23 protein-coding genes and 1 pseudogene are annotated in these 24,114 nt (G+C 73.8%); 6 read left to right on the top strand and 18 right to left on the bottom strand.

Going from position 1 to position 24,114, the window contains the following annotated elements; translation table 11 throughout:
* Positions 1–206 precede the first annotated feature (206 nt).
* From ACIBPC_RS15705 to ACIBPC_RS15690, 4 genes are all read right to left on the bottom strand, one after another.
* A complete protein-coding gene (locus ACIBPC_RS15705; protein ID WP_362966411.1) occupies positions 207–1,013 on the bottom strand; it encodes an ABC transporter permease in 807 nt (268 codons plus the stop codon).
* Positions 1,007–1,954 carry an ABC transporter permease gene (locus ACIBPC_RS15700; protein ID WP_398844755.1) on the bottom strand — a complete coding sequence of 316 codons (948 nt, stop codon included), beginning with the start codon at positions 1,952–1,954 and terminating at the stop codon, positions 1,007–1,009. Before ACIBPC_RS15700 ends, ACIBPC_RS15705 begins: the two co-directional genes overlap by 7 nt.
* Positions 1,951–3,540: an ABC transporter substrate-binding protein gene (locus ACIBPC_RS15695; RefSeq protein WP_398844753.1), complete on the bottom strand. Its 1,590-nt coding sequence runs from the start codon at positions 3,538–3,540 to the stop codon at positions 1,951–1,953. The genes ACIBPC_RS15700 and ACIBPC_RS15695 overlap by 4 nt, the downstream gene beginning before the upstream one ends.
* A 120-nt stretch (positions 3,541–3,660) precedes the next feature.
* Positions 3,661–3,978 (bottom strand): putative quinol monooxygenase, encoded by a 318-nt coding sequence (locus tag ACIBPC_RS15690; protein ID WP_398844751.1) that lies wholly within the window; start codon positions 3,976–3,978, stop codon positions 3,661–3,663.
* A 143-nt stretch (positions 3,979–4,121) separates the two neighbouring features.
* Here ACIBPC_RS15690 and ACIBPC_RS15685 point away from each other — a divergent pair, with 143 nt between their 5' ends.
* Positions 4,122–4,970, top strand: a complete 849-nt coding sequence (locus ACIBPC_RS15685; protein ID WP_398844748.1) for a helix-turn-helix transcriptional regulator — start codon at positions 4,122–4,124, stop codon at positions 4,968–4,970.
* Positions 4,971–4,983: 13 nt separating this feature from the next.
* Here ACIBPC_RS15685 and ACIBPC_RS15680 read toward each other — a convergent pair whose 3' ends face one another.
* Genes ACIBPC_RS15680 through ACIBPC_RS15645 form a run of 8 tightly spaced genes read right to left on the bottom strand, consistent with a single transcriptional unit; the run spans position 4,984 to position 12,952 of the window.
* Positions 4,984–5,997 (bottom strand): SDR family oxidoreductase, encoded by a 1,014-nt coding sequence (locus ACIBPC_RS15680; RefSeq protein WP_398844745.1) that lies wholly within the window; start codon positions 5,995–5,997, stop codon positions 4,984–4,986.
* A 36-nt stretch (positions 5,998–6,033) separates the two neighbouring features.
* Entirely contained in the window at positions 6,034–7,254 is a 1,221-nt protein-coding gene (locus tag ACIBPC_RS15675; RefSeq protein WP_398845599.1) for a beta-ketoacyl-[acyl-carrier-protein] synthase family protein, read from the bottom strand.
* Positions 7,255–7,265: 11 nt separating this feature from the next.
* The gene (locus tag ACIBPC_RS15670) at positions 7,266–7,547 is read right to left on the bottom strand and encodes an acyl carrier protein (RefSeq protein WP_398844742.1); all 282 of its coding nucleotides are present in this window, start codon (positions 7,545–7,547) and stop codon (positions 7,266–7,268) included.
* Positions 7,544–8,809, bottom strand: coding sequence for an aspartate aminotransferase family protein (locus ACIBPC_RS15665; RefSeq protein ID WP_398844740.1), 1,266 nt, complete (start codon positions 8,807–8,809; stop codon positions 7,544–7,546). Before ACIBPC_RS15665 ends, ACIBPC_RS15670 begins: the two co-directional genes overlap by 4 nt.
* Positions 8,806–9,267, bottom strand: coding sequence for an SRPBCC family protein (locus ACIBPC_RS15660; protein WP_362966393.1), 462 nt, complete (start codon positions 9,265–9,267; stop codon positions 8,806–8,808). Before ACIBPC_RS15660 ends, ACIBPC_RS15665 begins: the two co-directional genes overlap by 4 nt.
* Positions 9,255–10,502 carry a GNAT family N-acetyltransferase gene (locus tag ACIBPC_RS15655; RefSeq protein ID WP_398844737.1) on the bottom strand — a complete coding sequence of 416 codons (1,248 nt, stop codon included), beginning with the start codon at positions 10,500–10,502 and terminating at the stop codon, positions 9,255–9,257. Before ACIBPC_RS15655 ends, ACIBPC_RS15660 begins: the two co-directional genes overlap by 13 nt.
* A gap of 4 nt (positions 10,503–10,506) precedes the next feature.
* Positions 10,507–11,637, bottom strand: coding sequence for an acyl-CoA dehydrogenase family protein (locus ACIBPC_RS15650; RefSeq protein ID WP_398844734.1), 1,131 nt, complete (start codon positions 11,635–11,637; stop codon positions 10,507–10,509).
* Positions 11,638–11,668: 31 nt separating this feature from the next.
* Positions 11,669–12,952, bottom strand: coding sequence for a cytochrome P450 (locus ACIBPC_RS15645; RefSeq protein WP_398844732.1), 1,284 nt, complete (start codon positions 12,950–12,952; stop codon positions 11,669–11,671).
* 436 nt (positions 12,953–13,388) lie between these two features.
* On the opposite strand from ACIBPC_RS15645, the gene ACIBPC_RS15640 reads away from it, so the two are divergent.
* The gene (locus ACIBPC_RS15640) at positions 13,389–13,568 is read left to right on the top strand and encodes a hypothetical protein (RefSeq protein WP_398844730.1); all 180 of its coding nucleotides are present in this window, start codon (positions 13,389–13,391) and stop codon (positions 13,566–13,568) included.
* Positions 13,569–13,647: 79 nt separating this feature from the next.
* Here ACIBPC_RS15640 and ACIBPC_RS15635 read toward each other — a convergent pair whose 3' ends face one another.
* The gene (locus ACIBPC_RS15635) at positions 13,648–15,588 is read right to left on the bottom strand and encodes an AMP-dependent synthetase/ligase (protein ID WP_398844727.1); all 1,941 of its coding nucleotides are present in this window, start codon (positions 15,586–15,588) and stop codon (positions 13,648–13,650) included.
* Positions 15,589–15,713: 125 nt separating this feature from the next.
* Positions 15,714–16,367, bottom strand: a complete 654-nt coding sequence (locus ACIBPC_RS15630; RefSeq protein WP_362966380.1) for a TetR/AcrR family transcriptional regulator — start codon at positions 16,365–16,367, stop codon at positions 15,714–15,716.
* A gap of 105 nt (positions 16,368–16,472) precedes the next feature.
* Here ACIBPC_RS15630 and ACIBPC_RS15625 point away from each other — a divergent pair, with 105 nt between their 5' ends.
* The 3 genes from ACIBPC_RS15625 (at position 16,473) to ACIBPC_RS15615 (ending at position 19,505) form a co-directional block, all read left to right on the top strand.
* Positions 16,473–16,838, top strand: a complete 366-nt coding sequence (locus ACIBPC_RS15625; RefSeq protein ID WP_398844724.1) for a VOC family protein — start codon at positions 16,473–16,475, stop codon at positions 16,836–16,838.
* 1,383 nt (positions 16,839–18,221) lie between these two features.
* Entirely contained in the window at positions 18,222–18,746 is a 525-nt protein-coding gene (locus ACIBPC_RS15620) for a hypothetical protein (protein WP_398844721.1), read from the top strand.
* Entirely contained in the window at positions 18,747–19,505 is a 759-nt protein-coding gene (locus ACIBPC_RS15615; protein WP_398844720.1) for a hypothetical protein, read from the top strand.
* Positions 19,506–19,618: 113 nt separating this feature from the next.
* Here the strand turns inward: ACIBPC_RS15615 and ACIBPC_RS15610 are convergent.
* Positions 19,619–20,025: pseudogene (locus ACIBPC_RS15610) on the bottom strand (NUDIX domain-containing protein).
* Between the two features lie 12 nt (positions 20,026–20,037).
* Positions 20,038–21,147, bottom strand: coding sequence for a hypothetical protein (locus ACIBPC_RS15605; protein ID WP_398844718.1), 1,110 nt, complete (start codon positions 21,145–21,147; stop codon positions 20,038–20,040).
* Positions 21,148–21,294: 147 nt separating this feature from the next.
* Between ACIBPC_RS15605 and ACIBPC_RS15600 the strand changes: the two genes are divergently transcribed.
* Positions 21,295–21,549 carry a hypothetical protein gene (locus ACIBPC_RS15600; protein WP_362966373.1) on the top strand — a complete coding sequence of 85 codons (255 nt, stop codon included), beginning with the start codon at positions 21,295–21,297 and terminating at the stop codon, positions 21,547–21,549.
* 276 nt (positions 21,550–21,825) lie between these two features.
* Here the strand turns inward: ACIBPC_RS15600 and ACIBPC_RS15595 are convergent, their stop codons facing one another.
* A complete protein-coding gene (locus tag ACIBPC_RS15595; RefSeq protein ID WP_398844715.1) occupies positions 21,826–23,028 on the bottom strand; it encodes an MFS transporter in 1,203 nt (400 codons plus the stop codon).
* Complete coding sequence (locus tag ACIBPC_RS15590; RefSeq protein ID WP_398844713.1) at positions 23,028–24,032, bottom strand: NAD(P)/FAD-dependent oxidoreductase; 1,005 nt, start codon at positions 24,030–24,032, stop codon at positions 23,028–23,030. The genes ACIBPC_RS15595 and ACIBPC_RS15590 overlap by 1 nt, the downstream gene beginning before the upstream one ends.
* Between the last annotated feature and the right edge of the window lie 82 nt (positions 24,033–24,114).

Here is a 24,114-nt window from a genome sequence, read left to right as displayed (position 1 = left end):
CGCGCGGTGCCGTCTGCCCGAGCCGGTCACGGCGCGCATGCGCGGCCAGGCCGAGCGCAACAGGCCGCCGCCGCCCGGTCGTCCGGCCGCAGACCCGTGTGTCACCGCCCTGCGCCGTGTCCGGCCCCGGGCGGAAGCACGCCGCTCCGGCCGTCCGAGCCGGGCGGGCGACAACGCCGCTGCCGTGTCGTGCCGTTCAGCTGCCGTCACCGCGACCGCCCCCCGTCCACCCGCGCCCGCAGCGCGTCCCCCAGCAGCGCCGCCGCGCACACCGTCACGAACACCGCCGTGGCGGGCGCGGCGGCGACCCAGGGCGCCGTCATCAGGTCGTGGCGGCTCTCCGCCAGCATCTGCCCCCACTCCGCCGTCGGCGGCTGCGCGCCCAGGCCGAGGAACGACAGCCCGGCCAGGCCGAGCAGCACCTGCCCGAGCCCCAGCGTCGCGACCGCCAGCACCCTCACCCCCGCGCCCGGCACCACATGCCCGAGCACCGCCCGTACGCGGCCGACCCCCGCCAGCAGGGCGGCCGTCACATCCGGGCGGCCGAACGCCCCCCGCGCGTACGCCGCCGCCAGCCGCGCCGTGTCCGCCCAGGCCGTGACGGACAGCGCCAGCACCAGGTTCCCGAGGCCGGGCCCCAGCGCCCCCGCGACGGCGAGCGCCACCAGCGTGTGCGGCAGCGCCAGCGCCACGTCCGTCAGCCGCCCGCACACCGCGCGCGCCCAGCGCCCGCCGAGCGCGGCGGCCAGCCCGACCGCCGTGCCGACCAGCACCGACACCGCCCACACCGCGCCCGCCGCGCCCAGCGACACCCGCGCCCCGGCGGCGATGCGCGCCGCGACGTCACGGCCCGCCTGGTCCGTGCCGAGGAGGTGCCCGCCGCCCGGCGGCGCCAACTTGTCGGCGTAGTCCGGCAGGTCGGGGTCGGGCAGCAGCAGCGGGGCCGGTCCGGCGAGCAGCAGGAGCAGCGCGAGCAGCGCGAGACCCGCGACCGCCCCCGGCCGCCTCACCACGCGTCGTCCCCCGCCGCGCGTACGCCGCGCCCGCGCAGCCGGGGGTCGATCGCGGCGGCGGCCGGGACGGCGAGGGCGCCCGTCACCAGGTACGTGGTCACGGCGAGCAGCACGACGCCCTGGACCACCGGGACGTCCCGCGCCTCGATCGCCGCGACCAGCTCCCGGCCGATCCCCGGCCAGGTGAACAGCACCTCCGACACCGCCGCGCCCGCGAGCAGCCCGCCCACCGTCATGCCGAGCACGGTCAGGAACCCGGCCGCCGCGTGCGGCACGCCGTGCACCAGCAGCAGCCGCCCGCGCCCGGCACCCCGCGCCCGCGCGACCTCGGCGAACGGCGCCTCCAGCGCGTCGTCGAAACCGGTCCGCAGCACCCGCGCCCACTGCGCCGCCACGGAGCAGGCGAGCGGCACGGCCGGGAGCAGCGCCCCGCCCCAACTGCCGTCCGCCACCACGCGTCCCGCCCCCCAGCCGACCACCACCACCTCCAGCAGCACCACGCCCACGACGAAACCGGGCAGCGCCGCCGCCGCGAACACCACGCCCCGCGCCACCGCGTCCGGCCACCGCCCCGCCCACCACGCGCCCGCCACCGCCAGCGGCACGGCGGCGGCGAACGCGTACAGCAGCGCCACCGCCGCCAGCCGCAGCGTCGCGGGCAGCCGCGCCCCGATCTCCTCCGCCACGGGGCGGCCCGTGCGCCAGGAGACGCCCAGGTCACCGCGTACGGCGTCCGCCAGCCAGCGGCCGTACCGCTCCGCCGCGGGCCGGTCGAGCCCCAGCTCGCCGCGTACCAACGCCACCTGCGCCGGGGCCGGTTCGGTGACGCCGCGCGCTGCGAGCACCTGCCGCGCCGGGTCGCCCGCCGCCAACTCGGCCATGCCCCACACCAGTACGCTCGCCACCAGCAGCGTCGTCAGCCCCTGTGCCGCCCGCCTCACGTCCGGGGGCCGACATGCTGGAGGACGGACGACACGCGGTAGTCCTCCCAGCCGGGCCCGGCGACCACGCGGGCCGGCCGCTCGGTGAGGAACAGCGCGTACGCCTCCTGCGCCACGATCCCCTGCACCTCGCGCAGGATCCCGTCCTGCCGCGCCGTGTCGAACTCGGTGTCAAGATCCTCGATCAGCGCGTCGAGCCGCGCGTCGGCGACGGCGCCGAAGTTGTACTGCCCGTCGCTGTGCAGGAAGTCCCGCAGCCGGGCGCGGGGATCGAACGTCGTGCCGAGCGAGCTGTCGAAGCTCAGCCCGACGTGCCAGTCCAAAGTTTCCTGCATCGCCGCGTAGTTGGCGGGTACGTCGCGCACCTCGACGGCGAAGCCGCTCTCCCGCAGCTGCGCCTGGAGCGCCGTGGCGACGACGCGGGTGTCCGGCTGGGTGCTGTACGAGACGACGGTCAGCGCCAGCGTCTCCCCGTCCCGCGTCCTGGGGCCGTCGCCGGTACGGGTCCAGCCCGCCGCGTCGAGGAGCGCCGCCGCCTCGTCCGGGTCGGTGCGGACGGTCGGTTCGGCGTACGGGACGGTCTCCGGGTACATGCCGAGCGGCGCCCGGTAGAAGCCGTCGAGCACCTCGGCCGCCAGCGCGTCGTAGTCGATCGCGAGGGACAGCGCCCGGCGCACCTCCGGCTCGTCCAGCGGCGCGGCCGCCGTGTTGAGGAAGCCGCGCAGCGGCGTGGCGCCGCCCGCGGCCTCCACCGCCTCGGCGCCGGTCAGGCCGCGCAGCGCCTCGGTCGGCGGGTAGAACGCGAGGTCGGCCTCGCCGCCGCGCACCGCGAGCACGCGCGCCTGCCCGTCCGGGACGAAGCGCACCTCCACGCCCGGCAGCCGCACGTCGCCGCCCCACCAGTCGGGGTCGCGGGCGAGGGTGAGCGCGTCGGCGGTCAGCGAGGTGACGGTGAACGGGCCGGTCCAGACGCCGGCTTCGGCGAGTGCCGCGTCGTCCCCGGCGGCCTCGGCGGCGGCTTGCGCGTCGAAGACCGGGAAGACCGTCTCGTCGGCGAGGAGGTTGGGCATGTTCGGCGTGGGACGGGCGGTGGTGAGCCGTACCGTCGTGTCGTCCACGGCCCGCGCGGTCGCGTCGGGCAGCGCTGAGGCGGCGCGGCTGTTGCCGTGCAGGTGCGCCGTCAGCATGCCGGTCAGGGCGGCGGCGTCCAGCGCCCGCCCGTTCTGGAACCGCACGCCGTCCCGCAGCCGCAGGTCCCAGGCGGTGGCGTCGGCCCGGTCGAGCCCGGCGAGCACCCACGGCTCGACGCGGCCGTCCTCGGTGGCGCGCATCAGGAGTTCGCCGTAACCCCACTCCGGTGCCCACAGGCCCTGTTCGAGGGGGGAGAGGCTCTCGACAGCGTACGAGGTGACGACGCGCAGCGGACGCGTGCCCGCGCCGTCGTCGGACGCGGCCGAAGTCCCCCCGCCCCCGCAGCCCGTGGCCGCCAGCAGCGCGAGCGCGGCGGCGGCCAGGCGGCGTATGCGTTTCCGGCCGCGTATGCCCCGGCGCGTCGTCCCAGGTGTGTTCCCGCGTGATCCCCACATGCCCCGCACTCTAATGGACATGAAAAGCATTTTCAGCAATGCCCCCTCGTGGCCCACGCCTCCGGGGACACGCGTCGCCGGAGACACGCACCCCAGAGACCTGCCACCCCCGCAGCCCGCTCAACCCCCGTGGGGGACGCGGACGGGAGCGTCGGTCAGGCGGCGCAGGGTGAAGGGCTCGGCGAGTATCTCCTCCAGGACCCGCGCCACGTGGGTGAAGTGCGGCAGCGAGAAGTGGTGCGCCAGGGCCGACTCGTCGGCCCACTCCTCCACGATGACCATGCGGTCGGCGCGGCGCGGGTCGGCGAACGGCTGGTAGCCGAGGCAGCCGTCCTCCGCCAGGGACGGCGCGATCATCGCGTCCAACTCGTCCCGCAGACGCTGCTCCTGGCCCGGCTTCGCACGGAACCCGGCGACGATGATGAGGGTGTTCGGCATGAGGTGTCTCCTGCTCAGGTATCGATGTCCTCGGTGGGACGGGCACCATCCTGCGCACGTCGCCGGGACCCATCCAGAGCCCCGCCCTGCCTGGGTCTGGCAGGACCAGGCAAGGCGGCACGGCCGTGACAGACACTGGGGGCATGGACCGTGCCCAGCAGCTCAGTGAGTTCCTCAAGACCCGGCGCGCCCGCCTGCGCCCGGACGACACCGGTGTGGGCGGGTTCGGCGGCAGGCGGCGCGTGCCTGGGCTGCGCCGCGAGGAGCTGGCGCTGCTCGCCGGTGTGAGCGTGGACTACTACACCCGTCTGGAACAGGGCCGCGCCCGCAACGTGTCCCCCGACATCGTCGACGCCGTCTCCCGCGCCCTGCGCCTCGACGCCGACGAGCGCGCGCACTTCCACAACCTCGCCCGCCCGAGCCGTCCCCGCAGGCGCCCTGCCCGTCCGCAGCAGGTCGGCCCCGAGATGCGCCAGGCGCTCCAGGCCCTCGACTCCGTCCCCGCCTACCTCGTCGGACGCCGCCTCGACATCCTGGCGTGGAACGACCTGGCCCGCGCCCTGATCGCCGACTTCCCCGCCCTGCCCCCCGCCGAGCGGAACATGGCCAGGCTGGTCTTCCTCGACGAGTCCGCCAAGGACCTCTACCCCGACTGGGAGGGCAAGGCCCGCGACACCGTCTCCACCCTGCGGGTGGACGCCGGCCGCCACCCGGACGACCCGCAGCTCGCCGCCCTGGTCGGCGAACTGACGCTGGCCAGCGAGGACTTCGGACGGCTTTGGGCCGACCACACCGTCCGCGGCAGGACCCGTGGCCGCAAACGGTTCTCGCACCCGCGACTCGGCGAACTCGCCCTCGACTACGTCGCCATGCGGGCCCCCGACGACCCCGACCTGACCATGATGATCTACAGCGCGCCGCCCGGGTCCGACGCCGCCGACGGCCTCCGGCTCCTCGCCGGCCTCGCCGCGCCCTACCCCGTGCCCGCTTGATGCTGACGGCGTATCAGCCCGCCAGCAGCGTCCACGGCGTCGGCCGCGCCAGCGCGAGGCGTGGCCTGCGCGCCGCCCAGTGCCGCACGGCGGTCGCCATCACGGCCGCCGGGTCGCGTACGGTCCTGGTCGGCTCGAACGGCGCGGCCATGCTCGTGTAGCTCTGGAACATCGCCAGCAGCCGCACCGCCTGGTGCTGGAACGGCGACAGGTACCGCTCGGCCAGCGGCAGGAAGAAGCGGTTCCACGTCTCGGTGGCGACGACCGGCGGCCGGGGCACGGGGGCGGCGCCGTGCGCGGCGCGGCACTCGTCGAGCGTCCCGCACACCACGTCCAGCAGCTCGCCCAGCCGCAGGCTGCCCGCCCCGGCGGCGATCACCTCCGTACGCGGCGCCGACGGCGGCTCCGACAGCGCCGCGTCCGCCACGGCGGCGGCCACCTCGTCCACCGGGCCGATCTCCGCCCAGCCCCCCGGATCGCCCACCACGACCGCCGCCAGGCCCGAGACCAGCGCCTGGAGCAGCGTGTACGGGCCGGAGAAACGGGCGATCGCGCCCGTGTCGCGGCGGCCGACGATCAGCGGCGGGCGGATCACCGTCAGCGGCCCCGGGTGCTCCCGCGCCACGATGTCCTCGCAGACGGCCTTGGACCACTCGTAGCCGTTCCGGAAGCCCTCGAACTCGGCGCCCCGCAGGTCCTCCGGCGCGCGGACGCCGCCGACGTACGCCGTGGACAGGTGCACCAGGTGCGTGTCCCGGTCGGCCAGGGCGAGGACGGCGCGCAGCGGCCCGACGTTCGCCGCGAACGCCTCCTCCCGGCCGAGCGTCCAGCGGGTCGAGGCCGCCGCGTGGACGATCACGTCCCAGTGTCCTGACAGGGCGGCGGGCGGCGGGGCCGACCCGATGTCCCAGCGGACGACCGACGCGTCGGGGGCGCGCCTGGCCACCCGGGTGTGCCGGACGGCCGCGAGCCCGGCGGAGACTTCGGTGCCGACGACGCCGGTGGCGCCGGTGACGAGGATGCGCATGGCTGCCGTTCTGCCGGTCGGTGCCGCGTCGCCGTCTCAGCGCGCGGGGGAGAGGACGAGGCAGGCGTTCTGCCCGCCGAAGCCGAAGGAGTTGGACAGCACCGGCCGCCGCGCGACGCGCCGGGGCGCCCCGAGCACCACGTCGAGCCCGGCCGCGTCCGGCGTGGCCGTGGTGGTGGCCACCGGCGGTACCACGCCGCGCTCCGCGCTCAGCAGCGCCACCACCGCCTCCACCGCGCCCGAGCCGCCGATCAGGTGCCCGGTCACGCCCTTCACGGACGTCAGCGGCGGCGCCGCCGCGCCGAAGCAGCGGGCGACGGCGACCGCCTCCGCCCGGTCGTTGAGGACGGTCGACGTCCCGTGCGCGTTGACGTGCCCCACCGCGCCGGGCGCGAGGCCCGCGTCGGCGAGCGCCTCGCGCATGCACGCGGCGGCCAGCGCGCCGTCCGGGCGCGGCGCGACGATGTGGGAGCCGTCGCACGTCGCCGCGTAGCCCGCGACCTCGCCGTGGATGCGCGCGCCGCGCGCCACCGCCAGGTCCCAGCGTTCCAGGACGAGCACGGCGGCGCCCTCGCCGATGACGAAGCCGTCGCGGTCCGCGTCGAACGGGCGGCTGGCCAGCTCCGGCGCGTCGTTCCGCGCCGACAGGGCGCGCATCCGCGCGAAGCCGCCGACGACGACCGGCGTCACGGGCGCGTCCACGCCGCCCGCCACCGCCACGTCCAGCTCGCCGTACCGGATGCGCCGCGCCGCCTCGCCGATCGCGTTCGCGCCGCTGGCGCAGGACGTCGAGTAGGTGAGGCACGAGCCGTGGAACCCGTGCCGCATCGCCAGGCGGCAGGCGGGCGAGTTGGCCATGGTCTTCGGCACGGTGTGCACCGGCATCGCGGCCGGGCGGTCGCCGTGCCGCCTCGTCACGTCCTCCATGCTCGGCAGGCCGCCGACGCCCGTGCCGACGTGGACGCCGACCCGGTGCGCGGGCACGCCCTCCGGCAGCCGCGCGTCGGCGAGCGCGTCCTCCGCCGCGCACAGCAGCAGCGCCGTCGTCCGGTCGATCTGCCGCAGCTCGCGGCGGCCGATGTACGGCTCGACGTCGAACGGCGGCACCAGGCAGGCGATCCGCACCGGCAGACCGGCCTCCGCCAGCACGGGCACGGCCGCCGCCGTCGGCCGCCCCGCCAGCACGGTGGCGAACGCCTCCTCGACGGACGTGCCCGCGGGACACTTCACGCCCATGCCCGTCACCGCGACGCGCACCCGCCCGGCGCTCACTCCGGCCGCCCGAGCCGGGCCCACAGCAGGTCGACCGCGTGGCCCACGGTCGCGGCGCCCGTCAGGTCGTCCACGGGGATGCGCGTGTGCAGCGCCGTCTCCAGGCGGGCGCCGATGTCCATCAGTTCGAGGCTGTCGATGCCGAAGTCGCCCGCGAGGTCGGTCGATTCGCGGATGTCGTCCGGCTCGGTGCCCAGCACGTCGGCGACCGCCTCGCGGACGGTGCGGGCGAGCGCGGCGCGGGTGGCGCGGGTGGCGGGGGGCGCGCTGTCCGTCATGCCGCCGCCCCCCGTTCCGCCTCCGCCAGGGCGCCGTCGAGGAGGGCGACGGCCTCCGCCACGTCCGCCTCGGCCGCGATCAGCGGCGGCAGCAGCCGCACGGTCGTCGGCCGCCCCAGGCAGGGCGACACGATCAGCCCGGCGCCCGCCAGCTCCGTGACGACCCGCCCGGCCGCCCGCGCGTCCACGAGGTCGATGCCGCGCAGCAGGCCGCGCCCGCGCAGCGCCGCGACGACGCCGGGGTGCCGCAGCCGCAGACCGGCGAGCCCGGCGTCGAGCGCGGCGGCCAGCGTCCGGCCGTGCGCGGCCAGTTCCTCCACGGCGGCGAGCGCGGGCGGCAGCGCCGCGCAGCTCAGCGGCAGCCCGGCGAACGTCGCCGAGTGCAGGAACGGGTCGGCCGCGAGCGGCGCGTACAGCTCCTCCGAGCACACCACCGCCGACAGCGGCAGCACCCCGCCGCCCAGCGGCTTGCCCAGCAGCACCGCGTCCACCGGCAGCCCCTCGGCCAGCGCGACGGACCGCTCGCCGCAGCGCCGCAGGCCGCACTGGATCTCGTCCGCGACGACGAACGCGCCCGCCCGCGCCGCGTCCGCGCACCACTGCCGCAGCACCTCGACCGGCAGTGCCGCGGCGCCGTTCTCGCCCTGCACCGGCTCGAAGACGACGGCCGCCACCTCGCCGCCCGCGACCGCGCGGCCCACCGCCCCCGCGTCGTCCGCCGGGACGTGCACGACGTCCACGACCGCGCCGCGCAGCCCCGTCCGGTAGAGCGGGCTGTGCGTCAGGGCGAGCGCCCCGAGCGACTTGCCGTGGAAGCCGCCGCGCACCGCGACGATCCGGCCCCTGCCGGTGGCGACGCGCGCCAGCTTCACGGCGATCTCCACCGCGTCCGCCCCGTTCAGGCCGAAGCAGACGCGGGGCAGGCCGCCGCCGAGGTACGCGGCCAGCGCGGCGGCGGCGCGCGCCGTCACCGGGCTGGCAAGGCTGCGCGTGGACACCGGCATGCGGTCCAGCTGGTCGCGGACCGCCGCGACGACGGCCGGGTGCCGGTGGCCGAGGAGGGTGACGGCGTACGAGCCGAAGTCGAGCGCCGTGCGCCCGTCCGACAGCGTGACGCGGCAGCCGTACGCCGACGACTCGACGGCGCCGCGTCCGGCGAACGAGCCGGTGAGCGCGAGGCGCGGCGACTGGTGGCGGCGGATCAGGTCGAAGACCTCGGCCGCCGCGGCCCCGTGGGGCGCGGTCTCCCGGGCGGCGCTCACTCCGCCCGGTCCTCACCGGCCGCGAGGAGGCGGGCCTGGAGCGCGTCGAGCATCTGCGCGGCGTTCTCCCGCAGCGCGTCGGCCGCCACCGGGTTGAGCATGTCGGCGAGCAGCGGGATGCCGATGTCGAAGTCCACGTGCAGCGAGACCGTGCTGCCCGCGCCGGGGCCCGGGCTCACCGCCCAGTGGCCGGCGAACGCGCCGAGGTCGCCGCTGACCTGCCGGAAGTCGAACCGGCGGGCGGGCGCGTCGATCACCTCGTCCTCCGTCCACCGCAGCACCGAGCCCTGGAGCCGCACCGACCAGGACGTGGTGCGGTGCCGCGCGTCCGGCCGGGCGACGACCGCGACCTCCTCGACGCTCTCCATGCAGGCCGGGTAGGCCTCGACGTCCACGACGGCCGCCCACGCGGCGGCGGGCGGCGCCGCGATGGGGAGGTCGACTTCTACTCGGGGCATGGCGCTCGCCTGCTTTCCGGATGCGGTGGGGGAGGGGTGGCGCCCGGCCCCGGCGGCGCCGGGAGCCGGTCGGCGTGCGGGCCGAGGGCGTCCGTGAGGGCGGCGCCGAGCGCGGGCGGGAGCAGCCGACGCAGGAGGGCGCGCGGCAGCGGGCGGACGTGGGTCATGGCGTGCCGCTGGGCGACCAGCCCGCAGCCCAGCTCGACCTTGGGGACGTACGCGGTCTGCGCGAACCTGATGTGCCGGCAGCCCTCGGCCAGCGCGAGCCGGATCGCGGCGTAGTGGACGTTGTGCCACAGGTGCGCGTCGTGCGCCAGCGCGTAGTCGAGGCCGATGCGCGCCCCCGTCGCGCCCGTGCCGCTGAACAGGCACAGCAGGAACGCGACCAGCCGCTCGCCCTCGAAGCAGGCGACCAGCCGGACGCGCAGCCCGGGGGCGGGCCGCAGGGCGGTGAGGAACGCGGCGTCCAGCTCGTCGAGCGCCTGGTCGGCGCGGTCCATCACCTGCCGGTAGAGCCCCAGCATGGCCGGGACGAGGTGCGCGAAGTCGTCCAGCACCTCGATGCGCAGCGCGGGCCGGTGGGCGGCGAACCTGCGGAGCTTGGCGCGGGCGTTGCGCCGCGGCTTGGCCGGGAGCGCGGCCACGTAGTCGTCGAACGAGCCGTGCGGCAGCGCCAGTTCGGTGTCCGGCATGGCCGGGACGGAGAAGAACCCCGCGTCGCGCAGGGCGTCGGCCAGCGGTGCCAGCTCGTCCGGCGCGAAGTCCTTGAACACGACGGTGCCCAGGCGCCTCGCCCGCGCGTACTCCAGGACGGACGCCACCAGCACGCGCGCCGGCGCGCCGCCGTCCGCCCGTGCGCCGAGCCCGCCGAGGACGTGCCCCTGGCCCAGCAGATGGCCGCAGAACAGCGTCGGCACGCGCAGCAGCCGGGGCGCGACAAGGCTCACGGGCGCGAGCAGCCGCCGTTCGCGCGGGCCCACGATCCTGTCCGCGCGCAGCCCCCGGAACACGCTCAGCGGCAGGACGGCGACGGGCCGTCCGGCGTGGCGCACGACGAGGTACGCGTACGCGTCCGGGCCGATCGCCGCCCGTTCCATCGCGGCGAAGACCGCCCGCGACCACATCGGATCGTCCGCCGGGGCCAGTGCGCGCCACAGCGCCTCCGGCACGGCGTCGATGCCGGGTAGCACCTCGACACGGTACGCGCCGTCCTCCTCCACTCCCGTCCGTCGCATGCCGTCACCCGATGCGCAGCGGCGCGCCGTGGAGGAAGTCCCGCAGGGAGGCGGCCATGCGGGCGCGGGACGGCGGATGGAACGTCAGCCCGGCCGCCGCCGAGGCGAGGTAGGCGCCGTCCGGCGAACCGATGAACGCCATCCCGCCGAGCGCCGCCAGGCAGTCGCGGGTGGCGCGGGCGATGGCGTCCTGCGCCGCGTACCTGGCGGACAGCGCGGCGGCCAGCAGCGAGTCCGTCCACTCCTCGGTCTCCATGGCGCGCGCGACCGCCTCCACGGCGAGCATCGCGGCGTCGGGCCCGGTGGTGAGGGCGGCGGGGTCCGCCGGTCCTTCACCGGCGCGCAGGGCGCGCTCGGCCAGCGCGGCGGCCATCCCCAGGTACCCGGCCGTCAGCAGCAGTTCGAACCAGAGGAAGCCCGCGAGGTTGAGCGCGTCGGGCACGCCGTCCGCGGTGACCTCGGTCAGCACCACCATCCGCGGATCGAGCGCGACGTCCGTCAGCACGACCTCGTCGCTCTCCGCCCCGGCCAGGACGTGCGTGCGCCAGAAGGGCCGCACCTCGACGCCGGGTGTGGCGGCGGGGACGAGCGCCACGGCGAGGCGTGCCACGCCGTCGTCGTCCGCCATGACGACCGAGGCGGTCAGCAGGTCCATCGAACGGGACAGGCTGCACGGCTTCTTGCTGCCGTTGAGGACCACGCGTCCGTCGGCGCGCCGCCGCGCGGTGATGTGGGGGCGCAGGATGTTCTGTCCGGTGCGGCCCTCGGCGAACCCCGAGGCGAGCAGCAGCCGTTCCTTCGCCACCGCTTCGAGCAGCAGCCCTTCGGGGCCGGTGCCGCCCCGCGCGGCCAGCGCCAGACCGGCGACGGAGAAGTGGTGCATGGTGGTGGCCACCGCGAGCGACGGGCAGCGGGCGCCGAGGGCGCGCTGCACCCGTACGGCTTCCAGCGGTGTGGCGCCCAGACCGGCGTGCTCGGCCGGGACGAGGAGCCCGGGTCCGCCCGCCGCGCGGAAGGCGGCGACGGCCGGGCTCGGCGCGCGCTCCAGGACGTCGAGCGGGACGCGGGCGAGCGCCGCGTCGAGGCCGGGCAGGAGCCGGTCGAGGGTGGCGCGTTCGCACTGGAGGAATCTCACGGGCAGGTCCCTTCGGGGTACGACGCGTCCGTCAGCCGGTGGCGGCCAGCGGCAGGTGGGCGAAGGCGCGGAGGCTGACGGACTCGCGCCGCACCGGCTCGCCCGCCGGGGCGAGCCGGGGGAAACGGGCCGCCAGCTGGGTGAGCAGCTCCGCGCTCTCGGCGCGGGCCAGGGCGGCGCCGAGGCAGTGGTGCGGCCCCGCGCTGAAGCTCAGGACCTTGCTGTCGGGGCGCAGGACGGTGTACGTGTCGGGGTCGGGGTGCCGGGCGGGGTCGCGGTTGCCCGCCGCGAGGACCGTCGTGACGTTGGCGCCCTCGGGGATCGTGACGCCGCCGATCTCGGCGGGCCGGTCGGCGATGCGCTCGGTCATCTGGACGGGCGTGTCCCAGCGCAGCGTCTCCTCGACGGCGCCCGCCGCCGCGTCGGGCCGCTCGCACAGGAGCCGCCACTGGTCGGGGTGGGCCAGCAGGGCGTGGACGGCGAGACCCAGCAGGCCCGCCGTGGTCTCGAATCCGGCGACGAGGACGAGCAGCAGCGTGTCCACCAGCTCGTCGCCGGACAGCCGTCCGTCGTCCGCGTCCCGGACGGCGAGCAGCGCGGACGTCAGGTCGTCGGCCGGGCGGGCGCGCCGCCTGCGCACGAGGTCGGCGAAGTACGCGCGCAGCGCCACCACGGCCTCGTCGGCGCGCCGCCAGTCCTCGGCGGAGCGCACGGGTTCGAGCAGCCGTCCCGCGTCCTGGCCGAGCCGGTGGAACGGGCCCTGGTCCTCGGGCGGCGCCCCGATCAGGCGGCCGACGACGGCGACGGGCAGCGGATAGCCCACCAGCTCCTGGAAGTCGGCGGTCCCGCCGTCCGCCGTGGCATCGGCGAAGCGGTCGAGCAGCCGCCGGGTGAGATCACGGACGTCCGGGAGCAGCGCGCGGACGCTCCGGGCGCCGAGCGCGCCGGTGACGAGGCGGCGCACCCGGCTGTGGTCGGCGCCGTCGGTGCGGAGCAGGGACGAGTAGAAGAAGCGCGCGCCCGGGTGCTCGCGCCAGTCGGGTATCTCGCGGTCGCACCACTCGCGTCCGGGGGTGTGGAAGCCGGGTCCGGTGAGCACGGCGTGGCAGTCCGCGTGCCGGGTGAGGAACCACGTGCCGAGCCCCTCGTGGTGGTGCACGGGCGCGAGCCGCCGGAGGGCGGCGAAGGCGGGGTAGGGGTTCTCCCTGCCGTCCCGGGTGAAGACGGCCAGGAGCGCCGCGTCGGCGGCGGAATTCCGCGCGCGGCCGTTCCGGGGAACGCGTCGTGTGTACGGGAATTCCGTCTCGTTCCTCATTCCCACCGCACCCCTCCCGCTATTTCCCACCCCTTGCGTGCGCCCACCAGGAAGACTAACCAGCCAGGTGGAGGACACGCCACGCTTACGGGTGAATTCCGGGACGCCTGCGCGGTGAAAAAGCGGCAAGACTATTTTCTGATTACTAAAGAAGTCGTCCCGCTTTTCCGCCGACGGTCCCCGCCGGTACGCCGCCCCCGGCGCCTCCGGGCTCGCCAGGATGGGGTTTTCGCCGAACGGCACCTGGCCAATCCCCCCTGCTGCGGCTGCCGGACGACGTGCGCGGCCGGCGCGTGCTCGCCGGGCACGGCGCGCGGGTGGTGTGGGTCGAACCGACGGACGTGATGTGCGTCCTCGCCCGTGAGAGGGAGGCCCCACCTGTGTCCAGTCGGCCCTGGGCGCGCCCTTCCACGCCGTCGTGTGCAGCATGGTCCTGATGGCGATCCCCGACCGGAGGCCCCCGCTCCGTCCCGGCGGCTTCCTCGCCCTCGCCCTGGTCCACCCCGCCTTCGAGCAACTCCTGCGCACCTGGCGGGAACACGGTGACTACCGCGTACAGCGGTACCTGGACGGGTACGGGATCGCCGGGCTCGTCTCGGCCGAGGCGCCCGCCTGAGCGCGACCCTCCTGACGCCGCCGCCCGACGGCAGGGCAACGGCACGACGCGGCGGACGCCCACGCGCCCACGGCGCCGATCAGCCCCCGTGGGGCGAGGAGGCGTAGAGCCGCTCGATGTCCGCCGCGTATGCCTCGGCCACGGCGGCGCGCCTGATCTTGAGCGAGGGCGTCAGCAGCCCGTTCTCCTCGCTGAACTCACCGGGCACGAGCAGGAACCGGCGGATCGACTCCGCCCGGGACACCACCTCGTTCGCGTGGTCCACGGCCTCCTGCACGGACGCCCGCAGCGCCTCGTCGCCGCACAGCCGGTCCACCGGCGTGTCCAGGGGGCGCCCGCGCACCGCCAGCCAGTGCCGCAGCGCCTCCGGGTCCAGCGTGATCAGCGCGGCGACGTACGGCCGCCGGTCGCCGACGACGATGCACTGCCCGACCGGCGCCCGGGTGCGCAGCCGGTCCTCCAGGACGCCGGGCGAGACGTTCTTGCCGCCGCTGGTCACCAGGAGGTCCTTCTTGCGGCCGGTGATGCGCAGGTTGCCCTCGTCGTCCAGCGCGCCGAGGTCGCCGGTCGCCAGCCAGCCGCCGGGCGTGAACGCCGCCCCGGTCGCCGCCTCGTCGCCCAGGTAGGCCCCGAAGACGACCGGGCCGCGCACGAGCACCTCGCCGTCGTCCGCGATGCGCACGGACGTGCCGGGGATCGGCGGGCCGACCGTGCCGGGGCGCGGCACGGGCGGCGCGGCGAGGGTCGCGGCGGCCGTCGTCTCCGTGAGGCCGTAGCCCTCGTGCACGGCGATGCCGCAGCCGAGGAAGAAGAGGTTCAGCCGGGGGTCGAGCGGCGAGCCGCCGCTGATGGCGTGCCGCAGGCGCCCGCCGAGCGCCGCGCGGATGCGCCGGTAGACGAGCAGGTCGTACAGCCTCCTGGCCAGCCGCAGGCCGGGTCCCGCGCCGGGGCCGGTGCCGTGGTACGCGCGCAGCTCCGCCTCGGCGTAGGCGACCGCGATCCGCTCGGCGCGGTCGAACGAGGCGGCCCGGCCCATCCGTTCGGCCTGCGCGCGCGCCGTGGCGTGGATCTTCTCGAACAGGTACGGCACGCCGACGATGAACGTCGGGCGGAACGAGACCAGTTCCGGCCGCAGTTCGTCCGGCCTGACGCTGGGCCAGTACGCCGTCTCGATGCGGGCCGACAGGCAGGCGAGCTGGATCGTGCGGCCGAGGATGTGCGCCAGGGGCAGGAAGAGGAGCGTCGCCGGGATCTGGCCCGTCACGGCGGCGAACACGGGCTGGAGCAGCTCCACCAGGTTCGCCGTCTCCGCGTGGAGGTTGGCGTGGGTGAGGACGCAGCCCTTGGGGCGGCCGGTGGTGCCGGACGTGTAGACGACGGTCGCGGGCGTCCCGGGCGTGAGCGCGGCGCGGCGCGCGGTCACCTCGGCGTCGGGGACGTCCCGGCCGAGCGCGGTGAGCGCCGGGAGCGCCGCCTCGCCGCCGTCGGCCCCGTCGATCAGCCACAGCCGCCGGTCGCCGAGGACGGGCCGCGCGGTCTCCGCGTGCGCCGCCGTCTCGGCCACGAGGAACGCCGCGCCCGAGTCCCGCAGTATCCAGTCCAGTTGGTCGGCCGACGACGTCGGGTAGACCGGCACGCTCTGCCCGCCCGCCGCCCAGACGGCGAAGTCGAGGACGGCCCACTCGTAGCGCGTCCTGGACATCAGGGCCACCCGCCCGCCCGGCGGCAGGCCCGCCGCGACGAGGCCCTTCGCCACCCCGGTCACCTCCCGGGCGAACCGCGCCGCCGTCACCGGCTCCCAGCGCCCGTCCGCGTCCTTGCGCCGCGCCACGACGTCCTCCGGGACGTGCGCCGCGTTGCGGAACGGGATGTCCGCCATGCTGCCCGACTCCAGTGCCGGGACCAGCGGTTCGGCGCGCACCTCGCGCACGGTCCCGTCCTCGCGGACCGTCTCCCTTCCCGTGCGCCCTGCCGGCCCCGCGTGGCGCCGCGCCTTCGCCAGATCGCGTCCCAGGCCCATGGTCATTCCCCTCGCCGTCCGCGGCTCCGCTGCTGACCCACCAGTAGACTTACCTGCTGGTAGCTACGAGCGCAATGCCCTTGCGCCCGCCGTCCGCGGCGTGACGGCACGGGGCCGGTCGCGCGTCAGGCGGCGTGCTCCGGCGGCGACCAGACCTGTCCGTCCAGGACGTTGCGCATGCCGATCCACGTCATGTTCATCAGCCGCAGCGTCACGCGCTCGGGCGACTCGTCGGGATGCCGCTCCATCCAGTCGGTGAGCGAGTCGGCCGCGCCGACCAGGGCGTGGGCGACGAAGTCGGCGTCCACGCCGCTCAGCCGCACGGCGGGGGTGTGGCCCTGGACGATCCCGTCGCCGACCAGGCCCGTGACCTCCGCCATCACCGACCGCCTGGCCGCCGCCAGTTCGGCCGCCACCGCCTCGCTCTGGTCGGGGACCTGGCGGTGCAGCACCACCCAGCTGTCGCGCCGTTCGGCGACGAACGCGAAGAACGCCGACAGGCCCGCCCACAGCCGTTCCTCCGGCGTGTCCTCCGACGACGCCGCCTCCCGGAACGTCTCGACCAGACGCCCCGCCTCCCGCCGCACGCAGGCGATGAACAAGCCTTCCTTGGAGCCCAGGTACAGGTAGACCATGGGCTTCGAGATCCCGGCGAGTTCCGCGATCTCGTCCACCACCGCCGCCCGGTACCCGCGCCGGGAGAACACCCGCAGGGCCGCGTCGATGATCTCCTGCTCGCGCACGCTCCGGGGCAGGCGGCGTCTTGGCTTGTCGGTCACCCTCGTCAGCCTACCCACCGGCCTTCTGGCCTTACGTGCCGGTAAGTCCCGTCCTGGGCGGGGGAGGCAGGTGAGAACCCGCCGTGCCACGGGCAGACGGTCCGGATGGAACTGAAGCTCGGCGGCATCGTGCTCGACTCGCCCGACCCCCACGAACTCGCCTCCTTCTACGAGCGGTTGCTCGGCTGGCCGCGTATCCAGGACGAGCCGGACTGGGTGAAGCTGGCATCGCCCGAGGGCGGGGCTGGCCTGTCGTTCCAGCGCGAGCCGCTCCACGTCCGCCCCGTCTGGCCCGCGCGCGAGGGGGAGGCCCGCATGATGGCGCACCTCGACATCCGCGTCGACGACCTGGACGCGGCCGCCGCGCACGCCGTCGCGGCCGGAGCGGTCCTCGCCGAGCACCAGCCGCAGGACGACGTACGGGTGTGCCTCGACCCGGCGGGCCACCCGTTCTGCCTGTTCACGGACTGAGGCCGCGCCGCACCGTCACCCCGCTTCCCTCCCACCGGCCGCCACCACGCCCGTCCCCGCCGCGAGGTCACCCAGCCCGCCACCGCCACGACACTCAGCGTCTGCGCGGCGATCAGCAACCCCGTGGTACCCGCCCCAGCAGCGGCCGCAGCAGGCCGGTCACGGGTATCGGACACCCAGTGGCACAACCCGTCATGCCCAGCGCTGTCCGCGACTGCCCGTCCTGCCCTACCAGTCGCAGCCTCCCCGCCATGTCCCCGCGCACGCCGACCCGTTTCGGCATCCCCTCCGTGGCAGGGGCCGGGGACGTGGGCACGGCGCCGGGGCGGCCGAGCGCGAACGTCACCGCGTTGCCCCGCCAGGACCTGCCGCGCCGACGAGGAAGCCGCCCAGCGAGCCACCATCGAGTCGGTGGTCGAGGCCCGCGCGTAGTCGATGAGCACGTGTCGCGATCTATGGGCCGTACTGTTCACCGATGTCAATGTTCGACGCGAGTCGCCGACACAGCCCGGCGGCGGGTTTCTGATGACTGCTGCGAGAGTCGGCACATGGTCGTTCATCGACACTCGGGTTGCCCGTCATGCCCCCCTCAGGCTCTGACCGGGTTGTGACCGAAAGAGGCTGGGGTGTCGTGCCGGTGACCTGGGGCTTCGATGATTAGTGAGATGCCCAGCGAGTCGACTGCCAGGTGCCCTCGTTGATCGCGACTGACCGCTGTATCTGGCACGACAGTGGCACGAACCACACCCGACGACAGCCAGCCACGATGGCGGAGGCGTCGACCGACCGCGCACGTGTATGCCTCGCAGCACCCCCACCGGCTTCAGCCACGCTATCGGCTTGTGTTGTCGACCAGAGTGAGCCGCGACCGCCGGCCCCGTGACGACAGCGTGTGAGCCCTTAGCTTGGAAAGCTTGGGTGCTTAGAAGGAAGTTGTTTGACTGACCTGTGGCGGAGCGCTTTCGGTGCCTGATGGATGCAGACTGCGTTTCCCCGATGTTCCCCGTGGCTCCCCGAGCTATCTAGGTACATAGCGCAGCTGCTTGAATCGAATGCATGTTCCCATTCGACGGGCGGATGGCTCATTCGTTCGTACGTTAGTGCGAAGGCAGGCGGACCCAAAGATCTTGCATTGGCAGGGCTTTGAGTGCATCCTGGAAGGCTTTGCCGCGTCGGACGAGAGCGAGGGAAATCGAACGGGTTGACGAATAGAGTGATGCGGCCCTGAGTTGACCTCAAAAGATCTAGGACTGGTCCATGATCAATTAACGAGCCGTCGACTCGCTCGGGGGCGGCAACGTCAATCTGTGTTTACCATTCGTCCGGTCGTGAACGTTCGTCGGGCGGAGCAACTCTGTAGCTGTCACCTATGAGGGGGAACGAATGAGCGATCCCGAGATCGAAGCAATGACCGCCGTCGCTGATGCTCTCCGCGACCTGGAAGGGGACGCTCGGGGCAGGGTGCTGCGCTGGGCCGCCGAGCGGTACGGAGTGACGCTCGGCGGCCCCGTGTCGAGGGGTAGCGTCAACGGGGCGCCGGAGTCAACGGCAACGCTCGACGATATCAGCGACGAGGAAATTTCGGCCGAGTCGCCCAAATTCGAGCACTTCGCCGAGTTGTATAATGCCGCGAACCCGAAGACGGACGTTGATAGGGCGCTCGTGGCTGGATACTGGTTCCAGGCAATTCAAGAGCAGCCGTCATTTCAGGCGGCGCAATTGAATCAAGAATTGAAGCATCTTGGGCATGCTCTCAAAAATGTCACGGATGCGCTCGATAGCAATCAATCTAAAAAGCCTGCACGCATCATTCAACTGCGAAAGTCGGGAAGTGCTCGACAAGCGCGCAAGACGTATAAGTTGACGCACGAAGGACTCGTCTATGTGCAAGGGATGATTGCAAGCTAGATGAAGATCACCCCTGCCGCAGCCCTCGCGGCGCTCCCTGAAGGGCTACGCGATGATGTGATTGATTCATTCAATTGCATCGTCCGCAATTATCGAGAGCATCGGTGGGAACCGGCGGAGCTGAACGGTGGAAAGCTATGTGAAGCCGTCTATACCGTAATTACGGGGTACATTGACGGCCAGTATGCCGATCGCTCGTCGAAGCCGCGGAACATGGTGAGTGCCTGCCAGGCTCTGGAGCAGAAGACCGGAGTTCCCAGGGCTCTTAGGATTCAGATCCCCCGGATGCTGATCGCACTCTACGAGATCCGGAATAATCGTGGTGTTGGCCATGCTGGCGGAGACGTCAATCCCAACCTCATGGATGCCACGGCCGTCCTCTACATGGGCAAGTGGCTCCTGGCTGAGCTTATTCGGGTTTTGCATGGCCTTACGACGGAGCAGGCGTCCGGACTTGTCGAGGCGCTAATCGAGCGCGAAGTCCCACACATCTGGACCGATGGCAGCAAAAAGCGAGTCCTGAAGAGTGGTCTTACCTGGAAGCAGAAGATGCTTCTCGTGCTCCTCTCTGAGAATGAGGCAGTAGGCGAACAGGAGCTCCTTGGCTGGTTGGAGCATTCGAACGCCTCTAGATTTAGGCGTGATGTGCTCCGTCCGGCACATAAGGAAAAGCTGATTGAGTTTGATGAAAGGGACTCCACGGTGCGAATACTGCCTCCTGGTATTGCAGCGGCGGAAGATCTGGTCAATTCGATTTAACCCTTCTGCGGGGGCGTTGTTGCACCAGTTCGGTGTAGCGTCTAGGGCCTGTTGCGAAAGCGCTGGTCACAGCCACTCGTTGATGGCTGTGACCAGCGCTTTCGCAACAGGCCCTAGATGAGTTTCACGCCGTCGTGGGCGCGGATGGCTGGCGGAGACGCCGTGTCCAAAGCGTCGGTGACGCGGATCGCGTGAGCCACGCCTGCGAGTTCGGAGACTTCTTCACCGGTAGCCCAGCGCAGTGCGCGGGTCTCGTCGCTGGTGGTGGGCACGCCGTCGGCTGCTTCACAGCGGAAGACCAACGAGACAATCAGGCCGGTCGTGTTCTTGTAGACGCCGGTGAGGGTCACGGGAAGCGCGATCTTGATGCCGGTCTCTTCGAAGACTTCGCATCAAGGGCTTCGGGGATGGTCTCCTCGCGTTTGAGGACACCGCCCGGGGGCTCTCACTTGCTGTTGTCCCAGCGCTGGATCAGGAGGGCCCTGCCCTGGTCGTCGACGACGCCCCTGGCCACGCTCACGGAGGGCTGTGCTCAGCGTGCCCACGTCGGATGGAACGCCATGTGGACCTGTCGCCAGCCGTCCGGCAGCTCCTCCCCGTTGTACAGGTTGCTGCAGTGGTGGTAGTTGCAGATCCCGGCGTGGTAGTCGTGCCCGTAGTAGTCGGCCGCAAGCGGTGGTCCTTCCGCCGCCAGCGCGAACACGTGGCGCGCGGCCTCGCGGAACGCACCGCTTGCGCCGGTCAGGAACAGCGTCTCCGCGCACAGGTGCTGGCGGAGCATGCATCGGTCGCCGGATGACGGGCGGTCGTCGGCGATGTCTCTGGTCAGGTCGTTCTCCGGCACACTCGCCGTGCGCAGTTCGCGTGGGGCGCTCGCCGTCGTGATCCGGGTGCGCAGCCGCTTCCAGTGGGCAGGCCGGAACTGCCGGGCCCGGGGAACCAGTACCAGGTCGAGCGGATGCTCGCCATCCAGACCGACGTCCGGGACGTCGGGATTCGACCGCAGCGGCAGGTACACCAGCGACCGGGGCGAACGGGCCGCGAGCAGGAGCAGCGTGCCCAACTGCCGGCCGTCCGCCCGGTCCACATGCAGCCTGTAGCGGTTGCCCTTGTCGGCGGCGTACAGGGCGACGTTCCTCGCACGCACGGGGCGAATCACCCGGTAATCTTCGCTCGCCCACCGCACCCGCTGGACCACGACCTTCGCCCGGAGCCCGTCTGGGCCCAGGACCGCTCGCGACGCCGCCATGCCTTCCCCCCGCGTCCGGATCCCCCGTCTGTCCAGACCATTGTCCCGGTGCGAACAGCGTACGTACGAACGCAGTTCGGCAAGCGGTGCGACCGGTGTGCGCGAGGACCGGTGTCGGCTGTTGAGCAGGCGGCGCAGTGCCCTGTACGCGGGGCGCCAGCCGGCCCAGCGCGGCGATGAACGCCTGCGGGTCCACGGGATCGCCGCGTAGTGCACCGTACGGGTGGCCCCGAAGCCACCACGACGGTCGTCGAGTTCGGGCCCCCGCCGCTGCCGTGGGCGGCGACGGCCCAGCCCGGTGAGAAGTATGCGGACCGCGTCACCGAGCATCGACGCGCGCGGCAGCCGTTCCGCCGCCGGTGCGGTCTCGGTGGTGGTCCCCGTCGTGGTCATGGGGCGGAGCCTAGGGAGGAGCACTGACAATTCCGGCCCTGCGGTCACGGAAAGTGCGGGATTCCGTGCCCGTTCGCCTCACCCGTTCGGATGAATTCGGGAGGCGTTCGCCCCCGTGGGCACCGGGCGGGCGCGCAGGATGCGGACGTGCGAGACAACCGCCGGGACGCCCCCGACCGCCGCCCCTCCTGGTCCCGGCGTCCGTGGCCCGCGTGCGACATCTGCCGCCGCCCGCTCTGGCTCGACACCACCGCCGGGGAACGCCCGCCCGCCTGGGTCTGCCCCGCCTGCTCCCGCCCGCAGGGCCGTTTCTGGCACCGCCACAGCGGCACGCACTGCCCCTACGGCTATCCGTCCCCCCTCACATCCGACAACTCCGGCGGCCTGCACATCTGTTGCTAGGCCGCGTCGTCCGGACCCTGCCGGGCCCACGCCGCCGGTCACCGCGTCTCGCCGCATTACCGAATCGCCCGAGTACGCCTGGTACGCGTGGCGATCCGGCGCCTTGCGATGCCAGGGTGTCCGACGACGTGGGCCGATCCGCCACGATCCGGACGACACGACCAGGGCTCCGGGCCGTTGTCTCCGTAAGGGCGAGGGATCACCGGTGCGCCCGTGCCGGGTCGGGCGGGCGTCTGCCCACCGGCGAGGCCCGCGTCCCTGCCGGGCCCTTCCGGGTCACATGCGGACCTGCCGGGCCCGGTCGCGGAGGATGAGGGGCACGGCAGCCATGGCGAGGGCCGCCCCGATCCAGCAGACCGAGGTGAGAGCGGCTCCTTGCTCGAGTGAGGCGGCCGCGAGGACGGGCGTGACGCTGATCCCCAGTTGGAAGGCCGACACGGTGGTGGCCCCGGCGAGCGTCGGTGCCTCGGCCGCGATGGCGAAGACGCGGCCGTAGAGGGCCGGGTTCAGCACGAACGCGGCCACGCCGAGCAGGAACACCACCGGTACCACCGCCCACACCTGGTGGACCGCGGCGACCATCACGGCCGAGAGCACCACCGTCGCCCCCGCACCGGCCAGCAGGGCGGCGTGCGGGCGCCGGTCGGAGACACGGCCCCCGATGGACAGACCGGCGAACGCCCCGACCCCGAACAGCGCGAGGAGCGGCGGCACCCCTGCCTCGGGAAGGCCGGTGATGTCTTCGAACATCGCCGCCAGGTAGTTGAACGTGATCATGTAGGCGGCGGTGGTGAGGAGGGTGATCCCGTAGACGACCCACAGCGCGGGTCTGCGCATCGTGGCCAGTTCCCGCGCCACACTCGGCACGGCGGCCCGGCCAGTGCCCGCACCGGCGGGCGGCAGGCCGAGGAGGCAGGCGACGATCCCCGCACCCGTCAGGGCCACGACGGCCCAGAAACCGCCGCGCCAGCCGGTCAAGTGGCCGAGCAGCGTACCCGCCGGACCCCCGGCGACCATGGCCACGCTCAGCCCGCTGACCACGACCCCGGAGGCACGGGCGGTGCGGTCGGGCGTCACCAGGCCGATCGCGGTCACCGACGCGACGGCGAAGAAGCCCGCGTAGGCGATGCCCGAGACCACTCTGCTGACCAGCAGGACCTCGTAGCCGCCCAGCAGCCCGGCGGCGATGCCCGCGGCGAAGACGCCCTGGGTCACCGCCAGCGTCGTGCGGCGGGGCCACCGCAGGCTGAGCACGGCGAACGGCGGCCCGCCGATCACGACCCCCAGCGCGAACGCGGTGATCAGGTACCCGGCCGAGGAGAGCGTGACGTCCAGGTCGTCTGCCACCGCCGGGAGCACACCGGCCATCAGGAACTCCGCGCTGCCCATCGCGAACAGGCTGAAGCCCAGCAGGTGGACGCCGATCGGCAGTCGGTCGGAGCGGCGGTCCCCTGGGGTCCGCACGGTGGCACCGGCCATCAGAGCGCACCTCCGGCACGGTGCGGCCCGCCCGGCACGGCGGCGACCAGCTCCCGTTCGAGCAGCCACGACGCCATGCCGATGGCCGCGGTCGATCCCGCCCCGGCGGCGGCGACGACCTGCGCCCGGGGGCTGACCACGTTCCCGGCGGCCCAGACCCCGGGGACGTCCGTGGCGCCCTGCCCGTCGACGGCGACGAGTCCGCTCGCCGCGTCCCTGCCGGCGCCCAGCGCGGTCAGGAGCGCGTCATGGGGCAGAGGGCGTGGCGCCACGAAGACGGCTTCGCACATGACGGTCCCGCCGCTGTCGACCTCGATCGCGACCGGGTCCCCGCCGGCCGCGCCGACCGGGGAGACGACCCGCGTGACGCGCCCCTCGACCAGCCGCACGCCGAACGCCGTGAGGCGCCGCCGCTCGTCGGGACCGACCTCCACGCCGTTGACGCAGAACGCCACCGACGGGCTGTAGCGGCGCAGGAGCGCGGCCAGATGCACCGACGACGCCGCCGCCACCGGGTTGCCGATCATGGCGACGGCGCGGCCCCGCACCTCGTAGCCGTGGCAGTGGGGGCAGTGGTGCACCTCGGACGCCCACCGCTCGGACAGGCCGGGGATGCCGGGCAGTTCGTCGGTCAGCCCGGTGGCGACCAGCAGCGAACGGGCGCGTAGGGCGCGGCCGTCGTCGAGTCGCAGCGCGAACGTGCCGTCCGGGGCGTGCCGCGCGTCGGTCACCGAGGCCGGCGCGAGCGTCCCGCCGTAACGTGCCAGTTCCTCCCGCCCGGCCGCGACGAACGCCGCAGGGGCCATGCCGTCCCGCGTCAGGTAGCCGCGTATGTGGCCGGCGGGCCCGTTCCTGGGGGCACCACCGTCGGCCACCAGGGTCGCGAACCGCGCTCGTGCGAGCACGACGCCCGCCGAAAGCCCCGCGGCCCCGCCGCCGATGACCACGGCGTCCCACAGCGCCTCCGCATCCGGTCCGCTCCGCGCGGCTGTCATCATGTCCATCCGGACCACCTCCACCGGGAGCATCGGGGCGGTCTCGCGCTTTCGGCAAAGATCCTTGCCGGTTCCGGGACGCGCGGGTTTG

Origin of the sequence: Streptomyces sp. NPDC049879 (assembly GCF_044461265.1) — a bacterium.
Classification (GTDB): domain Bacteria; phylum Actinomycetota; class Actinomycetes; order Streptomycetales; family Streptomycetaceae; genus Streptomyces.
The sequence above is the reverse complement of the archived record's forward strand: the minus strand, read 5'-3'. Positions and strand labels throughout refer to the sequence as shown.